Origin of the sequence: Chitinophaga terrae (ex Kim and Jung 2007), assembly GCF_900107795.1 — a bacterium.
GTDB classification, from domain to species: domain Bacteria; phylum Bacteroidota; class Bacteroidia; order Chitinophagales; family Chitinophagaceae; genus Chitinophaga; species Chitinophaga terrae.
On record NZ_FNRL01000013.1, the window covers coordinates 83,235 to 105,138 of the forward strand.

Consider the following 21,904-nt stretch of genomic DNA (forward strand, 5'->3'; position numbering starts at 1 on the left):
GTTTTCCAGGTTAATTGGTTTATCTGAGTAAGGTTACGTTCCCTCTTAGTTGAAAAAATTCGTTCGTATCGCAATAGGCCTCCACAAAGTAGATGTAAACATCTGCCGGCTGAGGCTTCCCGTTGAAATTGCCGTTCCAGCCATTACTGATGTCTTCTACATTGATCTTCTCCCGCCTGAAAACTTCCTGTCCCCAGCGGTTGAAAATGCGGAAGGATTTGATCATGTTAATGCCTTTTCCCCGGATATAAAATATATCATTCGTTCCGTCGCCATTCGGACTGAAGGTATTGGGGATAAACATCGCGTCTGCATTGCAGACCAGGTCTATATTCACCACATCACTTTTCGTACATCCATACTGGTTAGTACCGGTAACGCTGTAGATCATCGGCTTCCTGATAGCTGCATTGACATAAGGCGAATTTGGATTGTCCAGGTACTCGGTTGGCGACCAGGTATATTTCACCACGTCCTGGCTGCCGCTGGCCTTCAATGAAACAATACTTCCTACCATCACTGTCTGGTCTTTTCCGGCACTCACTTCCGGAACCGGCTTCACTGCCACGCTTACAGATAATGGAGCGCTCATCGGGCACATAGGGTCATTGGTTCCTGTAACCTGGTAGGTGATATCTTCAATCGGGGTGGTGATAGGTTCTGCTATATTATCGTTAGTCAGGCCTGTAACCGGTATCCATTTGTAATAGGTAGCTCCTGCCGCTTTCAGTTGCACTGAACTTCCATAACATGCGATCGTATCCTTACTCACTGAAAGGTTCACCTTCGGCACTACTACAAGGTCTGTCGAGTCTTTCACCGTACAGCCGAAAGCGTTAGACGACTGCACGATGTAGCGCGTATTCACAACCGGCGAGGCAATAGGATCAGTGCAGGTTGTGCAGCTGAGATCCGTGGTGGTCAGCCATTGAACTGTTCCGTCGGAAAGGGCTTTCAGCGCCACGCTGTTCCCTTCGCAGATCTTGGGTTGCTGGGCGCTGGCTTTCACAAATGGAGTAGGATTGATGTTGATGGTCTTTGTAACGGAGTCCTTGCAGTTACGGGCATCCGTTACCACGAGTTTGATATCCTGGTTGCCCGAAGCGCTATATTTGGCCGGTGGCGGTACCTGGGCTGAAGAGCTGATGCCGTTGCCCAGATCCCAGCTCCAGTCGGTGATCGGAATATTGGTAGAAGGAATAGTTTGGTTGCTGAAGGTCACCGACTGGCCCGCGCAAAGGGGAGCGCCGGTTGTAAAATCCGCTTTCGGAGCAAGGATGTTGATTTCATTCGGCTTGTCTACGATGTCATCGCAATAGGCAGGATCTTTATAATGAATAACCAGCCGGTTGCTGTAAACTCCCGCTGCTGCCCATTCTTTGATCTGGGTTTGATCGGTGGTGGTTACAACCGTACCGTCGCCAAACTGCCAGGTGTAGTTGGAAACAAGTCCCAATGGCACATTCAATACTTCGTAAGTGGCTTTGCTTCCACGGCAGATGGCGCTCACCCCGGAAGTAAAATCCGCATTGAAATAATATACTTTCTGGAAGCTGCTATGTGTACAACTGCTTCCGTTTTCGCTGATGGTTAATCGCACGGTATACTCTCCCGGCGTTGAGTAGGCATGTGTGGCGTCTTTGCTTTTCTGCACAGGCGTATTGTCTCCGAAATCCCACTCGTAAACCGTATTGTTGCTGATGCCGCTGGCGCTGTTGGTAAAAATGAAGAGGCTTTTATCATTACAATCCCTGATCACGTTGAACTGTGATACCGGCCCTGTAATGGAAACGGTGGCAGGTGCAGCAGCTGTATAACAACCATTGCTGCCGGCTTTCATGTTTACCGTAAGCGTTCCGTTGGCGTTGAAATTATGTCGTATATCGTTTTCAGGGCCCGACTGTGTTTGCCCATCGCCAAAATCCCAGGTATAAGTGTCGGCATACTTTGCATCTGCGATCAGTCTTACCGGTTCTCCAACGCAGGCCGCCGCTGGCGATATGGTGAAACTTACATTGCCGGACGGGTTACCGGTGTGCACATGACGTGCATACGTTTGCGCTACCGTACACCCGCTCTGCGTAGTAACGGTCAGGCCTATATCATAAGTGCCGGTTTGGGTATAGCGGTGAGAAATAATACCATTATTGGTGGTGGCCGATTGCCCGTCGCCAAACGTCCAGGCATACGATACGGCAGGGTCGCCCGGCGATGTAATGGCAGTAGCTGAGAAATTGGCGTCAAAAGGTACGCAGCCTTCAACGGGATCGCTGAACGTCACAGCCGGTAATGAAATATCTATGTATGCGGTTTTCTTCAGGGTAGCCTGGCATCCGCTCGCATTGGTTACCGTTAACGTTACATCAAATTTCCCTGCTTTCGTATAGTCGTGCTGTATATAAGCGTTACTGGTGGCGGCCAATGTACTTCCATCGCCGAAATCCCATACCCTGGTTGCGGCGCCGGGAGTTTCGTCGGTGAAGTTGGCGGTAAAAAGCTTGCAGCTTTTAGTTACATCTGCAGAAAAAGCAACCGCAGGGGTGCTGCCTATAGTGATATCTTTATAGTAAATGCTGGTACTTACTCCTCCGCTTGTATAATACTGCGCTTCCAGGGTGATCCTTTTTAAACCGCCTGTAGTATAGGTGATCTGTGGATTGGGATCGGTCGACGTACGGCCATCTCCAAAATCCCATTTATACCCTAATGCTGTACCTGTGCTGGTATTGGTTAAGGTGATAACAACCGGCGAACATAAATTTGCCGAAGAGGTGGAGTAACTGAAGTTTGCCTGCTGGGCAAACAGGTTGCCGGCAGTGAAAATAAGTATAAGCAATGTCCATGAACACTTTGCCTGTTGGTATTTCATAGGTTACACAGGTTTTCCATTTACTATTAATTATACAAATTAACAAAAAATATATATGAAAGTTGGATTTATTTACCTGATAAGCGTAACATTGCCTTTTACCAGCGTTACTCCTCCTTTATCACACACAATTTCAGCGTAATACACAAAAACATCCGGATTTAATGGCACTCCTTTAAACTTGCCGTCCCAACCTTTTGAAATGTCGTTGGTACTGATATTTGCCCGCTCATATACCGTCTGTCCCCAGCGGTTAAATATCCTGAACGTTCTTACTGTCTGCATTCCCTGTCCTCTCACGTAAAATATATCGTTCACTCCATCGCCGTTTGGAGAAAAAGTATTGGGAATGAATATGTTGCTTGTTTCGCAGACCAGCCTGAAATTCACTTCATCTGTTGCTGTGCAGCCAAAGCGGTTGGTAACCTTAACGCTGTAAGTGATGTCGTCTTTCAGTGTAGCCGTGGGAGTCAGGCAGTTGTAGCAACTTAGTCCTGTTTGCGGCGTCCATTCCGTACTGATCACATCATCACTGGCCTTAACCGGCAGGTTGAGGATAGTGCCGGATGGCAGTACCTGGTCAGGACCCAGGTCGATCTTTGGCGCCTGTCTTACAAATACCCTTGCCAGCGCCGTATCTGTGAAACAATTGCTGTCATTATATCCTACTACCTTGTAGGTAATATTCTTCTCCGGTTTCGCGATGGGGTTCGCAATATCGCTCCTGTTCAATCCCAGGCCCGGTATCCATTTGAACGTTAATGCACCTCCTGCCTGCATTTCCACACTTTCTCCTTCACATATTTCCTTATCTACCGCAAATATTTTAAATGGCTGGCTAACCTTTACCGGTACCTGGCCGGTTGTCGTACATCCGAACTCGTTAGTGGCTGTTACTTTATATTCGGTATCCAGGTCCGGGTCCACTACCGGCCGGAGGCTTGCCGGGTCTGATATGTGATAATCCGTCCAGGCAACGGTTACATTATTATCGGTAGTTGCCTGCAACTGCAGTGAAGCGCCCTTACAGATCGTGGCATCTGCCGGGTAAAGGTTCAGGTTAGGCGCAGGATTCACAACTATAGTACTGTTGCTGACGGAAGGGCAGCTACCGTCGGCATTCGTTATAGTCAATGATACAGGAACATTCCCTGCTTTATCAACGGTAACAGGCGGGAGTGCCGCTTGCTTATAAGTAGTGCTGCCTACCTGCCAGGTCCACTGTGTTCCCGTAACATGGTTCTCGTCTGTTCCTGAAAGCTGTAATGTTCCTGAAACGCAAAGCGGGTCAATTGGCGCTATTGCGGCTTTTGCCTGTGTAGGAATTACAACCGGTAAGATCTTTTCATCTTTACAACCGTAGGCGCTGGTAACAAGCAGCTTTACATTGGCATTGCCGGGTTGAGGATAAGTAAATGAACCGTCTGATGTTTTGCCGGTATTGTTTGGAGACGCCGGCATGCCATAATCCCATGCGTTTTGGAAAGGAAGGGCCAGTTCGTCGTTGGTCAGCGTTTTACTATGGTTGGTGAAAGTGATCAATCCTCCTCCGCAGGCGGCCGTATTGTCGACGGTGAAGTCTGCCAGCGCATAGTCTACAATGATCTTATCGTTCCCCTGGGCTTTTACTACGCATCCCTGGTCGTCTTCCAGCGAAACCCGCGGGTAATAGATACCCGGTTTCGTATAGGTGTGACCGGGAGAAACCGGCGTAGAGGTAACCACTACAGTGCCGTCGTCGAAATCCCACATATAGTTCTGCGTTTTGGCAGCTGTTGCACTGATACTTATATCCAGCGGCACGCATCCCTGCGTAGGGGTAACCGTCATTGTTCCATCGGGCCCTTTGATGGTAAGCGGAAGCGTGGTGGTACTGCTGCACCCCCCTTCTGCATACACTGTTAAAGTAACATCGTAGGTTCTTGCCCGTGCATATATATGTTCATCAGGATTGTTCTTGGTAGATGTTCCGTTATCGCCAAACTCCCATAACGAGGTTAGGTAGCCGGTAGATGTATTGGTGAACAGCACTTTTACCGGCGGGCATAGTTCCAGGTCGTTAGGTACCGTGAAACTGGCTTTAGGGTCCGGCACTGTAATGAATGCTGGTTTGGTGATCTCATCCGTACATCCGAATACGGTAGTGATCCGTAGCGTAACGTCGTATTTCCCGGGGGCCGAATAGGTTTTGGTTGGTTGTACCCCACTACCGGTAGTATTGTCGCCAAACTCCCAGGCATAGCTGGCAACAGTGCCTGATGACCTATCCATGAAGCTGAATGTTTTGTTTAAACAGGCAACATTTCCCGGCGCAGTAAAATCGGCTTTTACCTGTTCAAATCGTACGGGTTTCGTAGTAAACGCTTTACATCCGAATTTATCCGTCAACGTTAGTTTAACAGTATAGTTATTCGTATTGGCGTACTGGTGAATAACATCAGCATTGGTAGTATTATCCTGGGTCTGGCTGTCGCCGAACTCCCATTGCCAGGTAGTGATCTGGTTGCCGGTATTGGTAGTGGACCGGTCGCTGAAGATTATCGGTTCATTCTTACAACGCTTGCCTGTAAGATCGAAATCCGGAATAGGGCCGTTCACCGTGATGGTAACCTCATTCGAAACGCGTTTGCAACCATTGTTATCGGTGATGGTCAGCGTAACTTTATATTCTCCCGGCGTATTGTAGGTATTGGTTTTGCCCATGGCCGGGTCAAAATTATTTGCCGGTATAGATTCAAGAAAATTGTTTCCCCAGTCCCATGTATAATTCTGGATATTTCCACGGATCAAAGGCCCAAGTGTAATGTTAACCGGTTCGCCTATGCAAACACTGGTTTTAGCAGCGGCGATAACGGGGATCTCGTCTATAATATGAATGGTTACTGTATGCGTAGATGTGCAGGTTCCATTATCGATGGTGAGTGTAACCACTTTATCGCCTGGCGTGGTATAGGTAAAATCCGGATGCTGATCTGTTGATGTGGCGCCATTTTCTCCAAACTCCCATAACCAGGTTTTTACCGGAGTGGGAATAGGACCGAAGGTAGAATTGTCTGTAAATTTCCTGTGGTATGGATTAACGCAATCAGGCGTTGTAGTGAAGTCTGCGATGGGCGGGATGATCTGTATATAATTCAGTTTTGGCATCTGCCTGCGGCAGCCTTTATGAATAGCGGTAAGGATCACATCATGACTTCCTATCACGTTGAAGGTATGATTAGGATTCATATCTGTACTGGTACTTCCATCTTGCGGGAATTCCCATAACCAGGTTGTTTCATCAACAGGCGTGGAGTGATTGGTAAACTGTATCGGATCTTTGGCGCAGGATTTCAACGGGTTGGCTGTGAAGTCGACAACCGGTGGATTGCCTGCCTGCAACGCTACAGTAGCCGTGGCTATACAACCGGTTACCGTTGTGATCTTTACAGTAGCCACAAAATCTCCTTCTTTCGTATAGGTATGGGTAACAGGATTTCCCGTACCTGTTGTTCCATCTCCAAAACTCCATTCATAGCCGGCAATAGGATCGTTGCTGTTCAAGCTGGCGTTAAAATTAACAGGCAAGGGTACACAACCTTCCATGACATCGGTTTGAATTGTTGCCTGTGGTTGTATAATGTTAATATAGCCAGGTTTATTAACGGTTTGCGAGCAACCCTGTGCATTGGTGGCCGTAAGGCTGATATCATAGCGTCCTGTTCGTGTGTAAGTATGGGAAGGATTTTCCAAGGTGGAAGTACTCCCATCTCCAAAATTCCAGCGCCATGAAACAGCGCCTGCTGATTGAGCATTGAACTGCGTAGTAAGCGGCGCCGCGCAGGCATTTACAGGGCTTCCTATCGGGTCAATAACAGGGCCTGGATTTATATGCACTGTTTGCGTAATCTCTTCTTCACAATCTCCCAGTTTCGCCCTCATGGTCACAACATAATCACCTGCTGCAGTAAATTGTTTGCTGGCGTTATTCGTAACCTGCGTGGTGCCGTCAGGAAAGGTCCAGACAACCGATTCCGGTGTGGGGATAGTGGTATTGGTAAATGTAACTGGCTGCCCTACGCACTGGTTGGAAAAAGTAAAGCCTGGAGTGATTTTCTCAATGACAATATAATCTTTCTTGACCAGCGACTCCGAACAGGATGCAGTATGAGAGGTAAGGGTAACAGTATATCTTCCTTCTTTGGTATAAGTATGTTGGAAATCCTGCCCTGAAGTTCCGTCGCCATAGTCCCAGGTATAAGTAACAGGATCGGGACTGTTGTTGACAGTAGAATTGAAAAAGTTTACGGTTAACGGCGCTGTACAGCTTTGTGTTTTGTCTGCCGAAAAGGAAGGAGTTGGGGGATCTTCTACTTTGATGGGAACAGGATCGCCGGAGCTGCTGCACTTCATCGTGTTGGTAACAATACTGATCACGTTATAGGTGCCTGCCTGTGTAAAAGTATGGGAAGCATTAGGTCCTGTAGCCCCGCTGCCATCTGCAAAATCCCAGGTGATGCTTTCGATGCTGCCGTCGCCGGGGGTAGATTGGTCGGTAAACGAGGCCAGAAATGGCGCACAACCGCTAAGCGTATTGGTGCTGATCTTTACCGTAGGCTTATTATAAACCTGGATGTCTAATTGCCGGGTGATGGTAGCGCCGGGATAGGTAGCGGTAAACTTCACATGATAGACACCGGGGTTCTGGAAAGATTTGGAAGGAGCCAGTTCGTTGGTGACATTGGCGCCCAGGCTGAAATCCCATTCCAGCTTCTGGTAGCCGGGATCGACATTGGCCCTGAAATTAACCAGGAAAGGAGGACATCCGGATAATTTGTCTGCTGAAATAGATACTGATTGCGCCTGCGCCGATAACGCAGTGATAATCAATATCAGGCAGTATAGTGAATAACGAAGAAGGCTTTTCATTTGACATAGGTAGCCCGAAGGCCGTTGGTCATAGGTACATTCAAAGTATAAAAATAATGATAATGTTTGTAAATCGGGCGGATTAATATATCCGTAACTTTAACAAAAGCGAAGGGAAATGAATTTAGATAGTCAATATTGGGATAACAGGTATTTGCACCAGGAAACCGGTTGGGATATGGGAATGGTATCCCCTCCTTTAAAAGCGTATATAGACCAGATCCCCGACCGGGATATTCGTATATTGATCCCCGGTGGCGGCAATAGTTATGAAGCGGCTTACCTTGCAGGACAGGCGTTTAGCGATGTCACAGTGCTGGACTTTGCACCTTCGCTGACAACGCGCCTGGAGCAGCAGTTCAGGCATACCCGGATAAAGGTGATCAATGCTGACTTTTTTGATCATACCGGGACATACGACCTGGTGCTGGAACAAACGTTTTTCTGCGCGCTTCCGTCGGCAAGGCGTAAAGATTATGTGCAGCATATGTATTCGCTGATCCGGCCAGGCGGACATCTGGCGGGCGTGCTGTTCGACAGGACCTTTGAGAAGGCTGGCCCTCCGTTTGGAGGCAGTGCGGCAGAATACGAGGCATTGTTCTCTCCTTTATTCGAAATAAAAACATTGTACCCTTGTTATAATTCACATCCGGCCAGGCAGGGTTGCGAGGTGTTTATCAATTTTGTTCCGAAGCTGCGTAGCGAGTGTTGCCCGTAAACAAGAAGCAGTATAAGAGATTGGGTGATCCAACTTCTTATACTGCTTCAATTGAATGTTCAGTGTTTATAACCCGTAAATACCGCTATATTTTTTATTCGCATACTCCATAAACGCGCTGAATTCCAGCGGCTTCCCGGTCACCCGTTCACAGAGTTCATTAGACGTATAGAACCTGCCGTATGGGTGGATATTTGTGCGCAGCCAATTCAGTAATGGCTGGTAGTCGCCGGTGGCAATGCTTTCGTCCAGCCCCGGCACCTGTTTCTGAGCTGCCGCAAAAAACTGGGCTGCATAGAAGCTGCCTAACGAATAAGTGGGGAAATAACCAAAGCTGCCATGCGACCAGTGAATATCCTGCAAGATCCCGTGTACATCGTCGGGTACTTTTACATGCAGGTATTCCTGGTAATACTTGTTCCAGATATCTTTCAGCTCTTTTACATCAATACTGCCATCCATCAATCCTTTTTCGATCTCATACCGGATCATTATATGAAAGTGATAGGTAAGTTCATCTGCTTCGGTGCGGATCAGGCTTGGTTGTACTTTATTGATGGCTTTATAGAAATCGTGCAATGATACGGTTCTGAGGTTCCCGGGGAAAGTGTTCTGCAATTCAGGATAACGGAATTGCCAGAAGTTAAGGCTTCTGCCTACATTGTTTTCCCAGAGGCGGGATTGCGACTCATGGATCCCCAGGCTGGTGGCTTCTCCGCATGGCAGGCCATACTGGTCGGTTGGCAAGCCCTGTTCGTAAAGTGCGTGGCCGCCTTCGTGGATGCAACTCCAGGTCATATTGCCGAAATCATTTTCATCTACTCTTGTAGTAACCCTGACGTCGAGCGGGTTAAAGCTAGTAGTGAAAGGGTGTTCGGAAAGATCCTGGCGGCCGGCCTGCATATCATAGCCCATTTGTTTGAGGAGTTCTATGCCGTAACTCCATTGAACATTTTTGTCGTAATGCGAATGGAGGAAGGATTTGTCAACAGGCGGTTGCTTTTCGATTGCAGCCAGGAGAGGAGAAAGAGACGATTTTACTTCCTGGAAAATGGTGTCCAGCTGCCCGGTGGTCATACCTTTTTCGTACTCGTTCAGGAGAGCGTTATAAGGATGACCAGTAAAGCCCAGCAGCGAGGCTTCTTCGCGTTTCAGTTCTACCATTTTGGAAAGCGCGGGAGCAAACAACTGGTAGTCGTTGGCTTTCCGGGCTTTGATCCAGGCATGATAGCATTCGTTCGTGGCATCTGACAGAGCGGCTACAAAAGCAGCGGGGTATTTATTATTTTTTTCGAAGTCTTCCAGCGAGAGCTCAACATTTTTTCGTTCCACGGGGCTAAGCTCATTGTTTTGATGAAGCGCTTGCAGGGTAGTCCCCAGGTCGGCCGATGTAAACAGCTCGTGAGCTATCCCGCTCAATGTAGTGATCTGCTGACCACGGAATGCGGCGCCCTTTTCCGGCAGGTAGGTTTCCTGGTCCCATCCCAGTACCGCGATAGCGTATTTCACATCCGCGATCTTTTGCATTCTTGCCTTGTAGTCTGCGTAACTTTCTGCTGTAGATTTGTTGCCGGCCATAAAAGATTTTTTTTACAAATTTAGGCCGATGCTCTAATTTTCCGATATATGAAGATAAAAGAGATCATACAGGTTATTGAAGCATATGCGCCGCCGGTGTACCAGGAGAGCTATGATAATGCAGGATTGATCTTCGGAGACCCGCAAACGGAGGTGACCAATGTGTTGCTGACATTGGATGCCACTGAAGCGGTGATCGACGAGGCCATCGCCAAAGGTTGCAATCTTGTGGTGGCGCATCATCCGATCGTATTTGGCGGACTGAAAAAGATCAATGGAAAGAATTATGTGGAAAGGGTAGCAATTAAAGCTATCAAGAACGATATAGCGGTGTATGCGGCCCATACGAACCTTGACAATGTAAGGAACGGGGTATGTATGGAAATGGGCAGGCGACTGGGACTTGTCAATTGCCGGGTATTGCAGCCGAAAAAGGGATTATTGAAGAAGTTATTCACATTTGTGCCCGAGGCGGACGCTGAAATGGTAAGAGCGGCCTTATTTGAAGCAGGGGCGGGGCATATTGGGAACTATAGCGAGTGCAGCTTCAATGCGGCCGGCGAGGGAACGTTCAAAGGGGAGGAGGGTACAGACCCATATGTGGGAACCCCGGGAAAACGACATTTTGAGGCGGAAATAAAGTTGGAAGTGATTTTTCCGGTATATTTGGAAGGCAAAATTCTGCAGGCCCTGCTCAGCGCCCATCCTTACGAAGAAGTGGCGTATGATATAGTGGCTTTGGACAATGCTTATAGCCAGGTGGGTTCGGGATTGATAGGGGAATTGCCGGGTGAAATGGAAGAAATGGCATTTTTACAACATGTGAAGGCGCAATTCCGGGCCGGTTGTGTCCGGTATACTCCTTTAAGGGGCAAACCGGTTAAAAAAGTGGCGTTATGTGGGGGTGCGGGAAGTTTCCTCTTAAAATCTGCGATCGGGGCCGGAGCGGATGCGTTTATATCCGCAGATTTTAAATATCATGAATTTTTTGATGCTGAGAATCAATTAATTATAGCAGATATCGGACATTTTGAGAGCGAGCAGTTTACGGTAGAATTATTTTATCATATATTGACTGAAAAATTCCGTAATTTTGCGCCTCTAAAATCTACGATAACAACAAACCCGGTAAATTATTTATAATACATGGCAACCGTAAAAGAATATTCCGTTGAAGAAAAATTAGCCTCTGTACTCAGATTGCAGAAGATTGATTCCAAATTGGATGAGATCCAGGTGTTGAAAGGGGAGTTGCCGATGGAGGTAAAAGACCTGGAAGACGAGATCGAAGGTTTAAATACCCGTCAGGCTCACATCGAAAACGAGGTGAAAGGGATTCAAGACTTCGTTGCCAGCAAGAAAAACGCCATCAAAGATGCGGAAGCGCTGATCAAGAAGTATGAGAAACAGCAGGACAATGTGAAGAATAACCGTGAGTTTGAAGCAATAACCAAGGAAATGGAAATGCAGGCTCTTGAGATCAAATTGGCAGAAAAGCATATTAAAGATGCCAATGAAGAGATAAAAGAAAAGAGCCGGGTATTGGAGATGGCGAAGAAAGCAATTGCTGACAAAGAAGCTAACCTGAAGCACAAGAAAGGCGAACTGGAAAAGATCATAGCAGAAACAGATAAAGAAGAAAAAGCTTTCCGTAAAGAAAGCGAAGAAGCTAAAACCAAGGTAGACCCACGTTTACTGCAGGCTTACGAAAAGATCCGTAAGAACTACCGTAACGGTCTGGCTGTGGTAACAGTAGAACGCGATTCCTGCGGCGGTTGTTTCAATGCTATCCCTCCTCAAAGGCAGGCAGAGATCCGTCAACACAAAAAGATCATCGTTTGCGAACACTGTGGCCGTATCCTGGTAGACAACGACCTGGAAGCCAGTGTTACCATCTAAGCGAACAAAGTTATATTATTATCAAACGGTTAATAGTTCACCACTATTAACCGTTTCTTTTTATAACAATCTTACCTTTTCGCAACTTTCTTTCCTTGCCGGAGTTAAATAGAGAAGCAACTTTTACGCTTTAAAAAATTTACCAATATTTTTAGTTTTGTTTTACTAAATTTATTAGCTTTGTATCGCCTGCCACTGCGCAGGTAGCATGCGTAAAAGTTCTTTTATTTTGTGGCAGGAAATTGGTAAGGCGATTAGCCATAAATTGTGAATTCTTTGGGATCTGTGAAAAGAGAATGTGTGATTAGATCATAAATTGTAGGAATACTTGCCCTTATGCGTATTATTTTTTCTTTGTTGCTGCTACTGAATGTATTGAGTGTGAGCGCCAGACAGAAAGTCTATGATTTTAATACCCGTTGCGAACAGGCTTATGACGCTATCATGCAACTGAAATTAAATACAGGTAAGGCCTTGCTGGAAGCTGAAAAAAAGGAGAACCCGGATAACCTGGCTCCCTATTTCCTTGAAAATTACGCTGATTTCTTTACGCTGTTTTTTAATGAAGACCCTTCTGAATATTCACGTAAAAGAAGCATGCGCTCCTTCCGCCTGGATAAGATGGAAGAAGGTTCCCCCGATTCGCCTTATTATTTATATACCCAGGCTGCCATTAAATTTCAATGGGCGATGATCAAGATCAAGTTCGATGAAAAATGGGACGCCACATGGGAGATCAGGAAAGCCTACATGATGTTGAAAGACAACCAGCAACGCTTTCCTAACTTCGTTCCCAACAACCTTTTACTGGGCGCTATGCAAACAGTATTCGGCACCATCCCCGAAGGGTATAAATGGATCACTAACATCCTGGGAATGAAAGGAAGCATCAAACAGGGAATGGCCAATGTGAATAAGTTCATTGAAAGCAATGCTCCTGAAGCCAAAATGTTCAGGGAAGAATCGTACTACTATTACTGTTATCTTACCTTGTTCATTGTTAATAAACCTGAAGATACCTGGGCTTTCCTGCAACGCAAACAACTGGATACAAAAAATAATTACCTCTTTGCCCTCATGGTTGCTAACCTGGCTTTAAACAACCAAAAAGCAGCCGTAGGACTTAAAGTGCTGGAAGAAAGGGCAGATACGCCCGAATATGCGGAGATTGACTACTATAATTACGTAATGGGGCTGCTGAAGCTCACCAGGCTGGATCCTGACGCCCATGTTTACCTGGAAAGGTTTGTGAATAATTTCAAAGGTAAATTCTATGTGAAAGAATGTTTGCAGCGGCTTAGCTGGTATTATTACCTGGAAGGCAACCAGGCTATGGCTAATAAATACAGGCAAATGATCCTCACAAAAGGTGGAGTGGAAACAGATGCCGACAAACAAGCCTTAAAAGAAGCTAAAACCAATAAATGGCCCAATCCTTTTTTATTGAGAGTAAGATTGTTAAGCGACGGAGGTTTTTTTCCAAAGGCATTAAGCTTACTTTTAACAAAGAGACCGGCCGATTTTCCTGCACTGGAAGATAAACTGGAATACGCTTACCGTTTGGGAAGGATCTATGATGAGAACGGGCAGGACGACCAGGCGATCACCATGTACGAGGCCACAGTAAAAGTAGGGATGAACCGTCCTGAATACTATGCAGCAAGAGCAGCCCTCCAAATGGGATACATATACGAAAAAAGAAAGGATAAGATTAAAGCCCAGGAATGCTATCAGCAATGCCTGAACATGAAAGGGCATGATTATAAGAATTCGCTTGATCAACGGGCCAAAGCAGGCTTGCAAAGACTGAGCGGAACCTGACGTCAATATCCGGGGAACCGGGCATTTAACAGTACTTATGTTACAGCGATTAACTATCAGGAACTACGCCATTATCGATTATCTGGAAGTTGATTTTTCTCAAAATCTGAACGTGATCACCGGTGAAACCGGGGCTGGTAAATCTATTTTACTGGGAGCGCTTTCCCTCATCCTGGGCGAAAGGGCCGATCCCGGCGTTTTATTCGATAAAACCGGCAAATGTATCATTGAAGGCTTTTTTAAAGTTAAAAAAGCGCAGGTGCTGCCGTTCTTCGAGAAGTATGAACTTGACCTGGAAGACCTGCTGATCATCCGCCGCGAGATCAGCGCCACCGGCAAATCCCGCGCCTTTGTCAATGATACCCCTGTAAATATCTCCCAACTGGGAGAACTTAGCTCTTCCCTGGTTGACCTGCACCAGCAGTTCGATACCCTTGCCCTGGCAAATGCCGACTTCCAGCGGGAAGTAATCGACGCCCTGGTAAATAAACCAGTGGAACTGCAACAATATCAACAGATCTTTTCACAGTACCAGCAGGTTCAGAAACGCTATAAACAACTGGTTGAGAACAGGGATGTAGCTAATAAAGAGCTTGACTATAACCGTTTCCTCCTCGACGAACTCACTGAAGCCAACTTCTATCCAAACGAAATAGAGGAGCTGGATGCGGAATTGCAAACGTTAAGTCATGCCGAAGAGATCAAAAACACCCTTAACCGCATCTTCTTCCAATTAAAGGAAGATGAGCAACCTATTCTTCAACAACTGAAACAATTACAGGCATCCCTCAGCGGTTTGTCTAACTTCCATAAAGAAATTCCGGCCCTGGCAGAGCGGCTGCTCTCTACCTACGTAGAACTGCAGGATATAGCCAACGAGGTAGAAAGCATTAACGACCAGGTGTATTACGATGGCGCAAGGATCGAAGTAGTGAATGAGCGCCTTACCACCGGGTACCGCCTCTTTAAAAAGCATAGCGTACAAACCACCAACGAATTACTGGCTATCAAAGAAGTATTGGAGAACAAAGTAGCTGATGTCCTAAACCTGGATGACCAACTATTAGCATTGGAACAGGAACAGGCCAGGTTAAAGGAAAACCTCCAACAGCTGGCAGGCCAGATATCTGCTTACCGTAAAGAACAGGCAGCGCCATTTGCTCAACGCGTTAATGAACTCCTGGCCCAGGTTGGTATGCCAAATGCAAGGCTGAAAGTAGAAATAACAGCCGGAGAATTGAATCCTCATGGACAAGATACTATCGACTTCCTTTTCGATGCCAACAAAAGCAACCAGTTTGCACCGGTAGGCAAAGTGGCCTCCGGAGGTGAACTTAGCCGTATTATGTTATGTATCAAGTCGCTGGTGGCTCAGTCGGTAGCCTTGCCAACCCTCATCTTCGATGAAATCGATACCGGCATCTCCGGTGAAGCAGCCCGCCAGGTAGGCATCATCCTGAAAGACCTGGCCAAATCGCACCAGATCATCTGCATCACTCACCAGCCGCAGATAGCCGGAAAAGCAGATGCACACTACTTCGTGTTTAAAGATGCAAAAGCGGATAAAGTGACTACCAGCGTTCGATTGCTGTCAGTGGAAGAACGTGTTAATAAGATCGCCCAAATGCTGAGCGGCGAACGCCCTACCGCTGCCGCCCTGGAAAATGCGCGCGAAATGCTCACGGGGGTATGATTTCACGCAGAGGGGCAAAGAAAGCAAAGAGGCAGAGATTTGGGTTTCACGCAGAGGAGCAAAGGGGCAAAGAGGCAAAGGATATATGGACCGGAGCGTATTTTAAGAAGGCAAAGCAATAAAATTAATAGAGATGGAATGATGTATTAATTAATTAAAATAGTTACCATAATACCATCCGTCTCTTTTGTTTTCTTAAAATGCGCTCCGGTCCATATCTTGCCAAACTCTGCTCCTTTGCGTGCCATAATAGTCGTCATAATGTCATCTCTCTCCTTTGCTTTCTTAAAATACGCTCCGGTCCATATATCCTTTGCCTCTTTGCCCCTTTGCTCCTCTGCGTGAAACCCAAATCTCTGCCTCTTTGCTTTCTTTGCTCCTTTGCGTGAAACCAAATCATTGCTTCTTAGCCAGAAACTACTATTTTTGCCGAAATTAATTTTTGACCAAATGGCTCATAACTTATTAAAAGGGAAGAAAGGTATCATTTTCGGTGCGTTAGATGAAAAATCTATTGCATGGAGAACAGCACTCCGTTGTGTGGAAGAAGGCGCTGAAATCGTGCTTACCAATGCCCCTATTGCCCTCCGTATGGGTGAGATCAACAAATTGGCGGAAGCTTGCAAAGCGCCCGTTATTCCTGCGGATGTCACCAACATGGATGATCTGACCAACCTGTTCAACAAATCTATGGAGCATTTTGGCGGCAAGATCGATTTCGTGCTCCACTCTGTAGCAATGGGTATGAATATTCGTAAAGGCAGAAGCTATACGGACCTGGATTACGACTTCAATCACAAAACCTTTGATATTTCTGCAATTTCATTACACCGCGTACTGCAAACAGCTTATAAACTGGATGCACTGAACGAATGGGCTTCTGTAATTGCTTTATCTTATATCGCTGCTCAACGCGTATTTCCTGACTATGGCGAAATGGCTGATGCCAAAGCCCTGCTGGAATCTATTGCCCGCAGCTTCGGATACCACTATGGCGTTCACAAGAAAGTTCGTATCAACACCATTTCCCAGTCGCCGGTTAAAACTACCGCAGGCGGCGGCGTAAAAGGGTTCGACGGATTTATGGCCTATGCAGATCAAATGAGCCCACTGGGTAATGCAACAGCCGACGATTGTGCAAACTACGCAGTAGCATTGTTCTCAGATCTGACCAAAATGGTGACCATGCAGAACCTGTTCCATGACGGAGGTTTCTCTTTCACCGGAATTTCCCAGTCTGTAGCTAATCAAATGGAAAAATAAGCGGAACAGGAGAACAGGCAACTGTGCTCCTGTTGCTGTAAAATAAAAAAGCCGTTTCCTCTCCGGGAACGGCTTAAATATTATTTGTCATAGTGTGGGGAGATGGTCAGTAACCCAATTGCCTAATATTCATCTTCGTTGAAGAAGAAGTCGTCTTGCGACGGATAATCAGACCAAATGTCTTCTATCCCCTCATAAATTTCTCCCTCATCCTCCAGCTCCTGAAGGTTCTCGATTACTTCGATCGGTGCACCGGAACGAATGGCGTAGTCGATAAGTTCGTCTTTTGTAGCTGGCCATGGAGCGTCCTCCAGGTATGAAGCTAATTCTAATGTCCAGTACATCTTATTAAAATTTTTACTTTTTAATTTTCCGCAAAAGTATTATTTAATTTGAAATAAACAACTTTTACTATTTTATTGGTTAATTACGTTTCTTTGGGTTATGCTAACCGCTCGCAATGTTACCAAAAATTATTCCAATTTACCCATCCTTAAAGGGGTAGATATTACCGTTGGCAAAGGAGAAATCGTGACCATCGTAGGGTCTTCCGGTGCTGGTAAAAGCACCTTGTTACATATCCTGGGCACTTTAGACGCCCCCACTACAGGAGAGATCTGGCTGAACGATGTCAATTTGACCGGGTTAAAAGGGGATGCCCTGGCCGACTTCCGCAACCGCCATATAGGCTTCATCTTCCAGTTCCATCACCTGCTGCCTGAATTTTCAGCCTTCGAAAATGTTTGTATCCCCGGTTTTATTGCCGGAACCAGGAAAAGCCAGGTAAGAGAGAAAGCCCTCTTCCTGCTGGAAACGCTTGGACTGAAAGACAGGCTGGATAACAAACCTAACCAATTGTCGGGGGGCGAACAACAGCGTGTGGCAGTAGCCCGGGCGCTGATCAACAACCCGGATGTCGTGATGGCAGACGAACCAACCGGCAACCTCGATTCCCGGAACGCTTATGAATTACATCGCCTTTTCCTGGAGTTGAGAGACAAATTGCAGCAAACCTTTATCATCGTCACTCATAACGAAGAACTGGCTCCCATGAGCGACAGGCAACTGGTAATGAAAGACGGCAGGATTATCTAGTACCCGTAAATTTCAACGGCAGCTTTAAATGTTTCGCAATGTGCATTCACCACATCTTTAACCTGGGGTGAATAACCTCCGCCCATGGCTACTGCACAAGGTATCTGCAGCCGTTGCAGGGTGCTGAATACCAGTTCGTCGCGTTCCCGGCACCCCTGCGGCGTTACCTTTAGCTTGCCGAATTTGTCGGTTTCGAGGATATCGACCCCCGAAAGATAGAAGACCATGTCTGGTTTTACCCGGTCGATCAGGGTAGGCAACGCATCTTTTAACAACGATAAATAAGTGGAAGTATCCGTACCATCCGGCAGTGGAATGTCCCAGTCGGAAGTCTCTTTGTGGAAAGGGTAGTTATGTGCGCCATGCATACTAAACGTATACACGTTAGGGTTACCTGCAAAAATGGCGGCGCTGCCATTGCCCTGGTGAACATCCAGGTCGATGATCAATGCCTGCCGGATCATTTTCCTGTGCAAAAGATAATTGGCGGCAATAGCAAAGTCGTTCAACAGGCAAAAGCCTTCTCCATGGTCTGCAAACGCGTGATGCGTGCCTCCTGCTACATTCAGCCCTATTCCATGGCTCAGCGCATGTAAAGCAATATCTATGCTTCCCTGTGCAATTACTATTTCCCTGAGGGTTAAGGCTGGCGACTGCGGAAATCCTATCTTCCGCTGATCCCTGGGCGCCAGGGTCTGGTCCCTTAACTGTGCCCAGTATCCGGGGGTATGGGTCAGGCAGATGGTTTCCTCGGTAGCCGGTTCCGGTGCAAACAGCCATTCAGGCTCAATAGCGCCTTCTCTTAACAGCTGGGCGGGTATCAGCTCATACTTGATCATCGGGAAACGATGATCGGCTGGTAATGGATGGGTGTAAATATGATGATAGGCTATTTTCATGCATTTAACTCACTGTGCCCGGATAATGGTTTTTCCGGCTATTACAAACACGATATCTGTTTCTGAGGTATCTATAGAGGCATGGCCTGTAAAGTGCCCGAAAGCGGGTAAAATGCCGCAATGCTTGCCAAAATAAAAACAGGGTAGCCGCAAACGCTGCTTGCCTGTTCCCTGCATCACATAAGCAGGATGCAAATGCCCCGAAAAAGTATACCTGAATCCATTCGCCTCATCGCAGGGCTCATGGATGAAATGGATGTCGCGGATCGTCAGGCTCTCATGCACGGTGATCTGCAACTGCTCATATACCGCAGTAGCCATAATATCATGATTGCCTTCTACCAGTTCAAAAGTAACATTGGCAAATTGCTGGCGCCAGAGTTTGAAATACTGCACTTCGCTGTTTTCTGCGCTGTGAAACATATCTCCTACAATGATCACTCTCACAGGCAGGTACCTGATAATTAGTTTCTGCAGCCTGAAAAGATCTTCCTGCCCGATACCGGATGGAACGGCAATTCCTGCCTTCCTGAAATGCGTAGCTTTTCCCAGGTGAATATCTGAAACTATCAACGCCTGCTCTTCTTCCCAGAAAACAGCTTTCTCCGGCAGCAGATGCCAACGTTGCCCCTGAAACTCGAATATTTCCCCTACCACTGGTCCTTTGTTTTATTGCGCTGCAAATTATTAATTTATTAACCGTTAACCGCTATCAATTTTTTGATCCGGTCTTCCAGCTTTTCGCTGGTCATGGTATCCCTTAAACTATCCACCTTGATAGGGAAGCAGAAAGGCGTAAGTTTTTCCGGCGTGGTGATAACGATCCTGCTCACTGCAATACGCTCCAGCGTTTCCCGCAAACGCGCTTCTTCCATCTGGTAAAAGAAGGCCTCATTAAAAGCCTGCCTGAGCAACAGGTTATCCGGATCATAATCCTTGAACACATTGAAAAGCAGGGAAGCGGACGATTGTAAATGCCTGTTGGCTTTATGTTTGCCAGGATATCCCTGGAAGATCAGCCCTGAAATCACGGCGATGTCCCTGAACTTCCTGCGGGCCATTTCCGTGGCGTTCACGCTGGTTTGCAACTCCGTCAGCAGGTTGTCTGTGCTCAACAGCATTTTGGCATTTTCGGCAGTTACCGGGATCGGCTGATCCGACAGCAGCTCAAATCCATAATCGTTCATGGCAATGGAGAACGTAATAGGTTGTATCCTGCTGATCCGGTATGCCAGCAAGGCAGCCATTACTTCATGTACCAGCCGTCCTTCAAACGGGTAAACAAAAAGATGATAACCATCTTTTGTTTTTATCTGTTCTATCAGCAGTTCATTGTCTTTTGGAATGTGCGATAATTCTTCCTGCAGCCTGAACAGGGGTTGCAATGCGATCAACTCAGGGTCGCTGGTTTTCCGTGACAGCGCTTCGTTGAACTTCTCCCTCAGCATACGGCCGAGGTTAGACGATAACGGGATCCTGCCTCCCTGGTAACTGGGCACTATCGTGCGTTTGGCGTTCGATTTCCGCACCAGCACCGTCATGTCCTTGATCATTACAAACTCAAGGTTCCGTCCTGCCAAGGTAAAAGTATCTCCCGGTTGCAATCTCGATATAAAACCTTCTTCTATCACGCCTACATATCCGCCGCTGAGGAACTTCACATTCAACATGGCATCGCTTACTATGGTACCGATATGCAAACGATGACGCATAGCCATGGTGCGGTTGCGACAAATATAAAAATCGCCTTCCCGCTCTACTTTTTTGAATTCATCATATCCCCCGAGGGCGTCTCCGCCGGTTGTAAGAAAGGCCAGCAGCCAGGTCCACTCATCTTCTGTCAGGTCCTGGTAGCAGAAGGTTTTCTTTACTTCTTCATATATTTCACTGGCATAGAATCCGTCTGAAACGGCCAGCGTCATCAGGTATTGCAACAGCACATCAAACGCCAGCAGAACAGGCATGCGGCTTTCTACCAAACCTTCATTGATCGCGGCTTTCAGGGCGGCTGCTTCTACCAGTTCCAAGGCATGAGTAGGAAGAAAGAAGATCCTGCTGACAGCTCCCGGCTGGTGACCGCTACGCCCTGCCCGTTGCAGGAACCGGGCAACGCCTTTCGGACTTCCTACCTGTATGACAATATCCACGGGCCTGAAATCCACTCCCAGGTCCAGGCTGGCGGTACAAACCACCGCTTTCAGGATGCCATTATGCAATGCTTCTTCTACCCATATCCTTAACTCCTGGTCTATAGATCCATGGTGCAACGCCAGGGCTCCTGCCAGCATAGGGTCCGCTTTCAGCAGCGCCTGGTACCAGATCTCGGATTGCGACCTGGTATTGGTAAAAACAAGAGTGGTCTGGCTTTCTTCAATAATAGGCAAAGCCTGGGGCAGCATCCTGATGCCCAGGTGTCCCGCCCAGGGATAATTCTCTATTTCGTCAGGGATCACGCTTTTCAGTGCAATATTCTTTTTGAGATTGGAGCGAATGATAATGCCATCTTTATGATAAGGGCCCAGCAATACTTCCAGCGCCTCGTCGAGATTCCCGATGGTAGCGGAGATGCCCCATACTTTCAGCGCCCCGGCTTTCAATCCCCTGAGACGGCTCAGCGCCAGTTCTACCTGGACGCCGCGTTTGCTGCCTATCAGTTCATGCCATTCATCTACCACTACTGTGTGCAGCTTTTTAAAGATGTTCGCGTATTCTTTTTGTCCCATCAGCACATGCAGGCTTTCGGGGGTAATGATCAGCACTTCCGGCATCTGCCTTTTCTGCGCAGCACGAACGGAGGTTGCTGTATCGCCGCTGCGGATGCCCACTTCCCAGGAAACATTCAGTTCCTGCAAAGCAGTTTCCATAGCCCTGCCTAAATCCTTTGCCAGGGCGCGCAGGGGAGTGACCCACAGCAGTTGCAGGCCGTTTTTAGTTTTACCGGAGTAATCTTTCGGATGGCTATCTATCCATGAAATTACTGCCCCGAGAAAAAGAGAGAAAGTTTTACCGAATCCGGTAGGTGCGTTTACAATGCCCGACTTGCCCTGCAAATAGGCTTTCCAGGCATCTTCCTGGAATTTAAAGGGTTTGAGTTCCTTATCTTCCAACCACTTATTTATCACCTTCCATCCACCCGAACGTTGTTGCATGCCATGAAATTA

The 21,904-nt window shown here is 47.1% G+C and carries 15 protein-coding genes; 7 read left to right on the forward strand and 8 right to left on the reverse strand.

Going from position 1 to position 21,904, the window contains the following annotated elements; all coding sequences use genetic code 11:
- Positions 1-19: 19 nt before the first annotated feature.
- Positions 20-2,869, reverse strand: coding sequence for a PKD domain-containing protein (locus tag BLV62_RS15255; RefSeq protein ID WP_089762828.1), 2,850 nt, complete (start codon positions 2,867-2,869; stop codon positions 20-22).
- Between the two features lie 72 nt (positions 2,870-2,941).
- Positions 2,942-7,777 (reverse strand): PKD domain-containing protein, encoded by a 4,836-nt coding sequence (locus tag BLV62_RS15260; RefSeq protein ID WP_089762829.1) that lies wholly within the window; start codon positions 7,775-7,777, stop codon positions 2,942-2,944.
- Between the two features lie 118 nt (positions 7,778-7,895).
- Between BLV62_RS15260 and BLV62_RS15265 the strand changes: the two genes are divergently transcribed.
- Positions 7,896-8,495 carry a methyltransferase gene (locus tag BLV62_RS15265; RefSeq protein WP_089762830.1) on the forward strand — a complete coding sequence of 200 codons (600 nt, stop codon included), beginning with the start codon at positions 7,896-7,898 and terminating at the stop codon, positions 8,493-8,495.
- 66 nt (positions 8,496-8,561) lie between these two features.
- Here BLV62_RS15265 and BLV62_RS15270 read toward each other — a convergent pair whose 3' ends face one another.
- Positions 8,562-10,073 carry a carboxypeptidase M32 gene (locus BLV62_RS15270; protein ID WP_089762831.1) on the reverse strand — a complete coding sequence of 504 codons (1,512 nt, stop codon included), beginning with the start codon at positions 10,071-10,073 and terminating at the stop codon, positions 8,562-8,564.
- 48 nt (positions 10,074-10,121) lie between these two features.
- Here BLV62_RS15270 and BLV62_RS15275 point away from each other — a divergent pair, with 48 nt between their 5' ends.
- From BLV62_RS15275 to recN, 4 genes are all read left to right on the forward strand, one after another.
- A complete protein-coding gene (locus BLV62_RS15275) occupies positions 10,122-11,216 on the forward strand; it encodes a Nif3-like dinuclear metal center hexameric protein (protein ID WP_089762832.1) in 1,095 nt (364 codons plus the stop codon).
- Positions 11,217-11,219: 3 nt separating this feature from the next.
- Positions 11,220-11,972, forward strand: coding sequence for a zinc ribbon domain-containing protein (locus BLV62_RS15280; RefSeq protein WP_089762833.1), 753 nt, complete (start codon positions 11,220-11,222; stop codon positions 11,970-11,972).
- A 336-nt stretch (positions 11,973-12,308) separates the two neighbouring features.
- Entirely contained in the window at positions 12,309-13,793 is a 1,485-nt protein-coding gene (locus tag BLV62_RS15285; RefSeq protein ID WP_089762834.1) for a tetratricopeptide repeat protein, read from the forward strand.
- A gap of 37 nt (positions 13,794-13,830) precedes the next feature.
- Positions 13,831-15,486, forward strand: coding sequence for a DNA repair protein RecN (gene recN / locus BLV62_RS15290; protein ID WP_089762835.1), 1,656 nt, complete (start codon positions 13,831-13,833; stop codon positions 15,484-15,486).
- A 146-nt stretch (positions 15,487-15,632) separates the two neighbouring features.
- On the opposite strand, the gene BLV62_RS28340 is transcribed toward recN, so the two are convergent.
- Positions 15,633-15,881 (reverse strand): hypothetical protein, encoded by a 249-nt coding sequence (locus tag BLV62_RS28340; protein WP_089762836.1) that lies wholly within the window; start codon positions 15,879-15,881, stop codon positions 15,633-15,635.
- 55 nt (positions 15,882-15,936) lie between these two features.
- On the opposite strand from BLV62_RS28340, the gene BLV62_RS15300 reads away from it, so the two are divergent.
- Positions 15,937-16,749 carry an enoyl-ACP reductase FabI gene (locus BLV62_RS15300; RefSeq protein ID WP_089762837.1) on the forward strand — a complete coding sequence of 271 codons (813 nt, stop codon included), beginning with the start codon at positions 15,937-15,939 and terminating at the stop codon, positions 16,747-16,749.
- A 122-nt stretch (positions 16,750-16,871) separates the two neighbouring features.
- On the opposite strand, the gene BLV62_RS15305 is transcribed toward BLV62_RS15300, so the two are convergent.
- Positions 16,872-17,093, reverse strand: coding sequence for a DUF2795 domain-containing protein (locus BLV62_RS15305; protein WP_012794455.1), 222 nt, complete (start codon positions 17,091-17,093; stop codon positions 16,872-16,874).
- A gap of 100 nt (positions 17,094-17,193) precedes the next feature.
- On the opposite strand from BLV62_RS15305, the gene BLV62_RS15310 reads away from it, so the two are divergent.
- Positions 17,194-17,844: an ABC transporter ATP-binding protein gene (locus tag BLV62_RS15310; protein ID WP_089762838.1), complete on the forward strand. Its 651-nt coding sequence runs from the start codon at positions 17,194-17,196 to the stop codon at positions 17,842-17,844.
- Here BLV62_RS15310 and BLV62_RS15315 read toward each other — a convergent pair.
- From BLV62_RS15315 to BLV62_RS15325, 3 genes are read right to left on the reverse strand one after another with little or no spacing between them, the layout of a single operon-like run.
- Positions 17,841-18,743 carry a histone deacetylase family protein gene (locus BLV62_RS15315; protein ID WP_089762839.1) on the reverse strand — a complete coding sequence of 301 codons (903 nt, stop codon included), beginning with the start codon at positions 18,741-18,743 and terminating at the stop codon, positions 17,841-17,843. The two genes, BLV62_RS15310 and BLV62_RS15315, sit on opposite strands and share 4 nt — an antisense overlap.
- 9 nt (positions 18,744-18,752) lie before the next feature.
- Positions 18,753-19,400, reverse strand: a complete 648-nt coding sequence (gene pdeM / locus BLV62_RS15320; protein WP_089762840.1) for a ligase-associated DNA damage response endonuclease PdeM — start codon at positions 19,398-19,400, stop codon at positions 18,753-18,755.
- A 38-nt stretch (positions 19,401-19,438) separates the two neighbouring features.
- A complete protein-coding gene (locus tag BLV62_RS15325) occupies positions 19,439-21,892 on the reverse strand; it encodes a ligase-associated DNA damage response DEXH box helicase (protein ID WP_089762841.1) in 2,454 nt (817 codons plus the stop codon).
- Positions 21,893-21,904: the final 12 nt, after the last annotated feature.

Bases quoted from the DNA above. Each gene is read 5' to 3' on its own strand.
- BLV62_RS15255 (WP_089762828.1), bottom strand. From the start codon at position 2,869: ATGAAATACCAACAGGCAAAGTGTTCATGGACATTGCTTATACTTATT.
- BLV62_RS15260 (WP_089762829.1), bottom strand. From the start codon at position 7,777: ATGAAAAGCCTTCTTCGTTATTCACTATACTGCCTGATATTGATTATC.
- BLV62_RS15265 (WP_089762830.1), top strand. From the start codon at position 7,896: ATGAATTTAGATAGTCAATATTGGGATAACAGGTATTTGCACCAGGAA.
- BLV62_RS15270 (WP_089762831.1), bottom strand. From the start codon at position 10,073: ATGGCCGGCAACAAATCTACAGCAGAAAGTTACGCAGACTACAAGGCA.
- BLV62_RS15275 (WP_089762832.1), top strand. From the start codon at position 10,122: ATGAAGATAAAAGAGATCATACAGGTTATTGAAGCATATGCGCCGCCG.
- BLV62_RS15280 (WP_089762833.1), top strand. From the start codon at position 11,220: ATGGCAACCGTAAAAGAATATTCCGTTGAAGAAAAATTAGCCTCTGTA.
- BLV62_RS15285 (WP_089762834.1), top strand. From the start codon at position 12,309: ATGCGTATTATTTTTTCTTTGTTGCTGCTACTGAATGTATTGAGTGTG.
- recN (WP_089762835.1), top strand. From the start codon at position 13,831: ATGTTACAGCGATTAACTATCAGGAACTACGCCATTATCGATTATCTG.
- BLV62_RS15300 (WP_089762837.1), top strand. From the start codon at position 15,937: ATGGCTCATAACTTATTAAAAGGGAAGAAAGGTATCATTTTCGGTGCG.
- BLV62_RS15305 (WP_012794455.1), bottom strand. From the start codon at position 17,093: ATGTACTGGACATTAGAATTAGCTTCATACCTGGAGGACGCTCCATGG.
- BLV62_RS15310 (WP_089762838.1), top strand. From the start codon at position 17,194: ATGCTAACCGCTCGCAATGTTACCAAAAATTATTCCAATTTACCCATC.
- BLV62_RS15315 (WP_089762839.1), bottom strand. From the start codon at position 18,743: ATGAAAATAGCCTATCATCATATTTACACCCATCCATTACCAGCCGAT.
- BLV62_RS15325 (WP_089762841.1), bottom strand. From the start codon at position 21,892: ATGCAACAACGTTCGGGTGGATGGAAGGTGATAAATAAGTGGTTGGAA.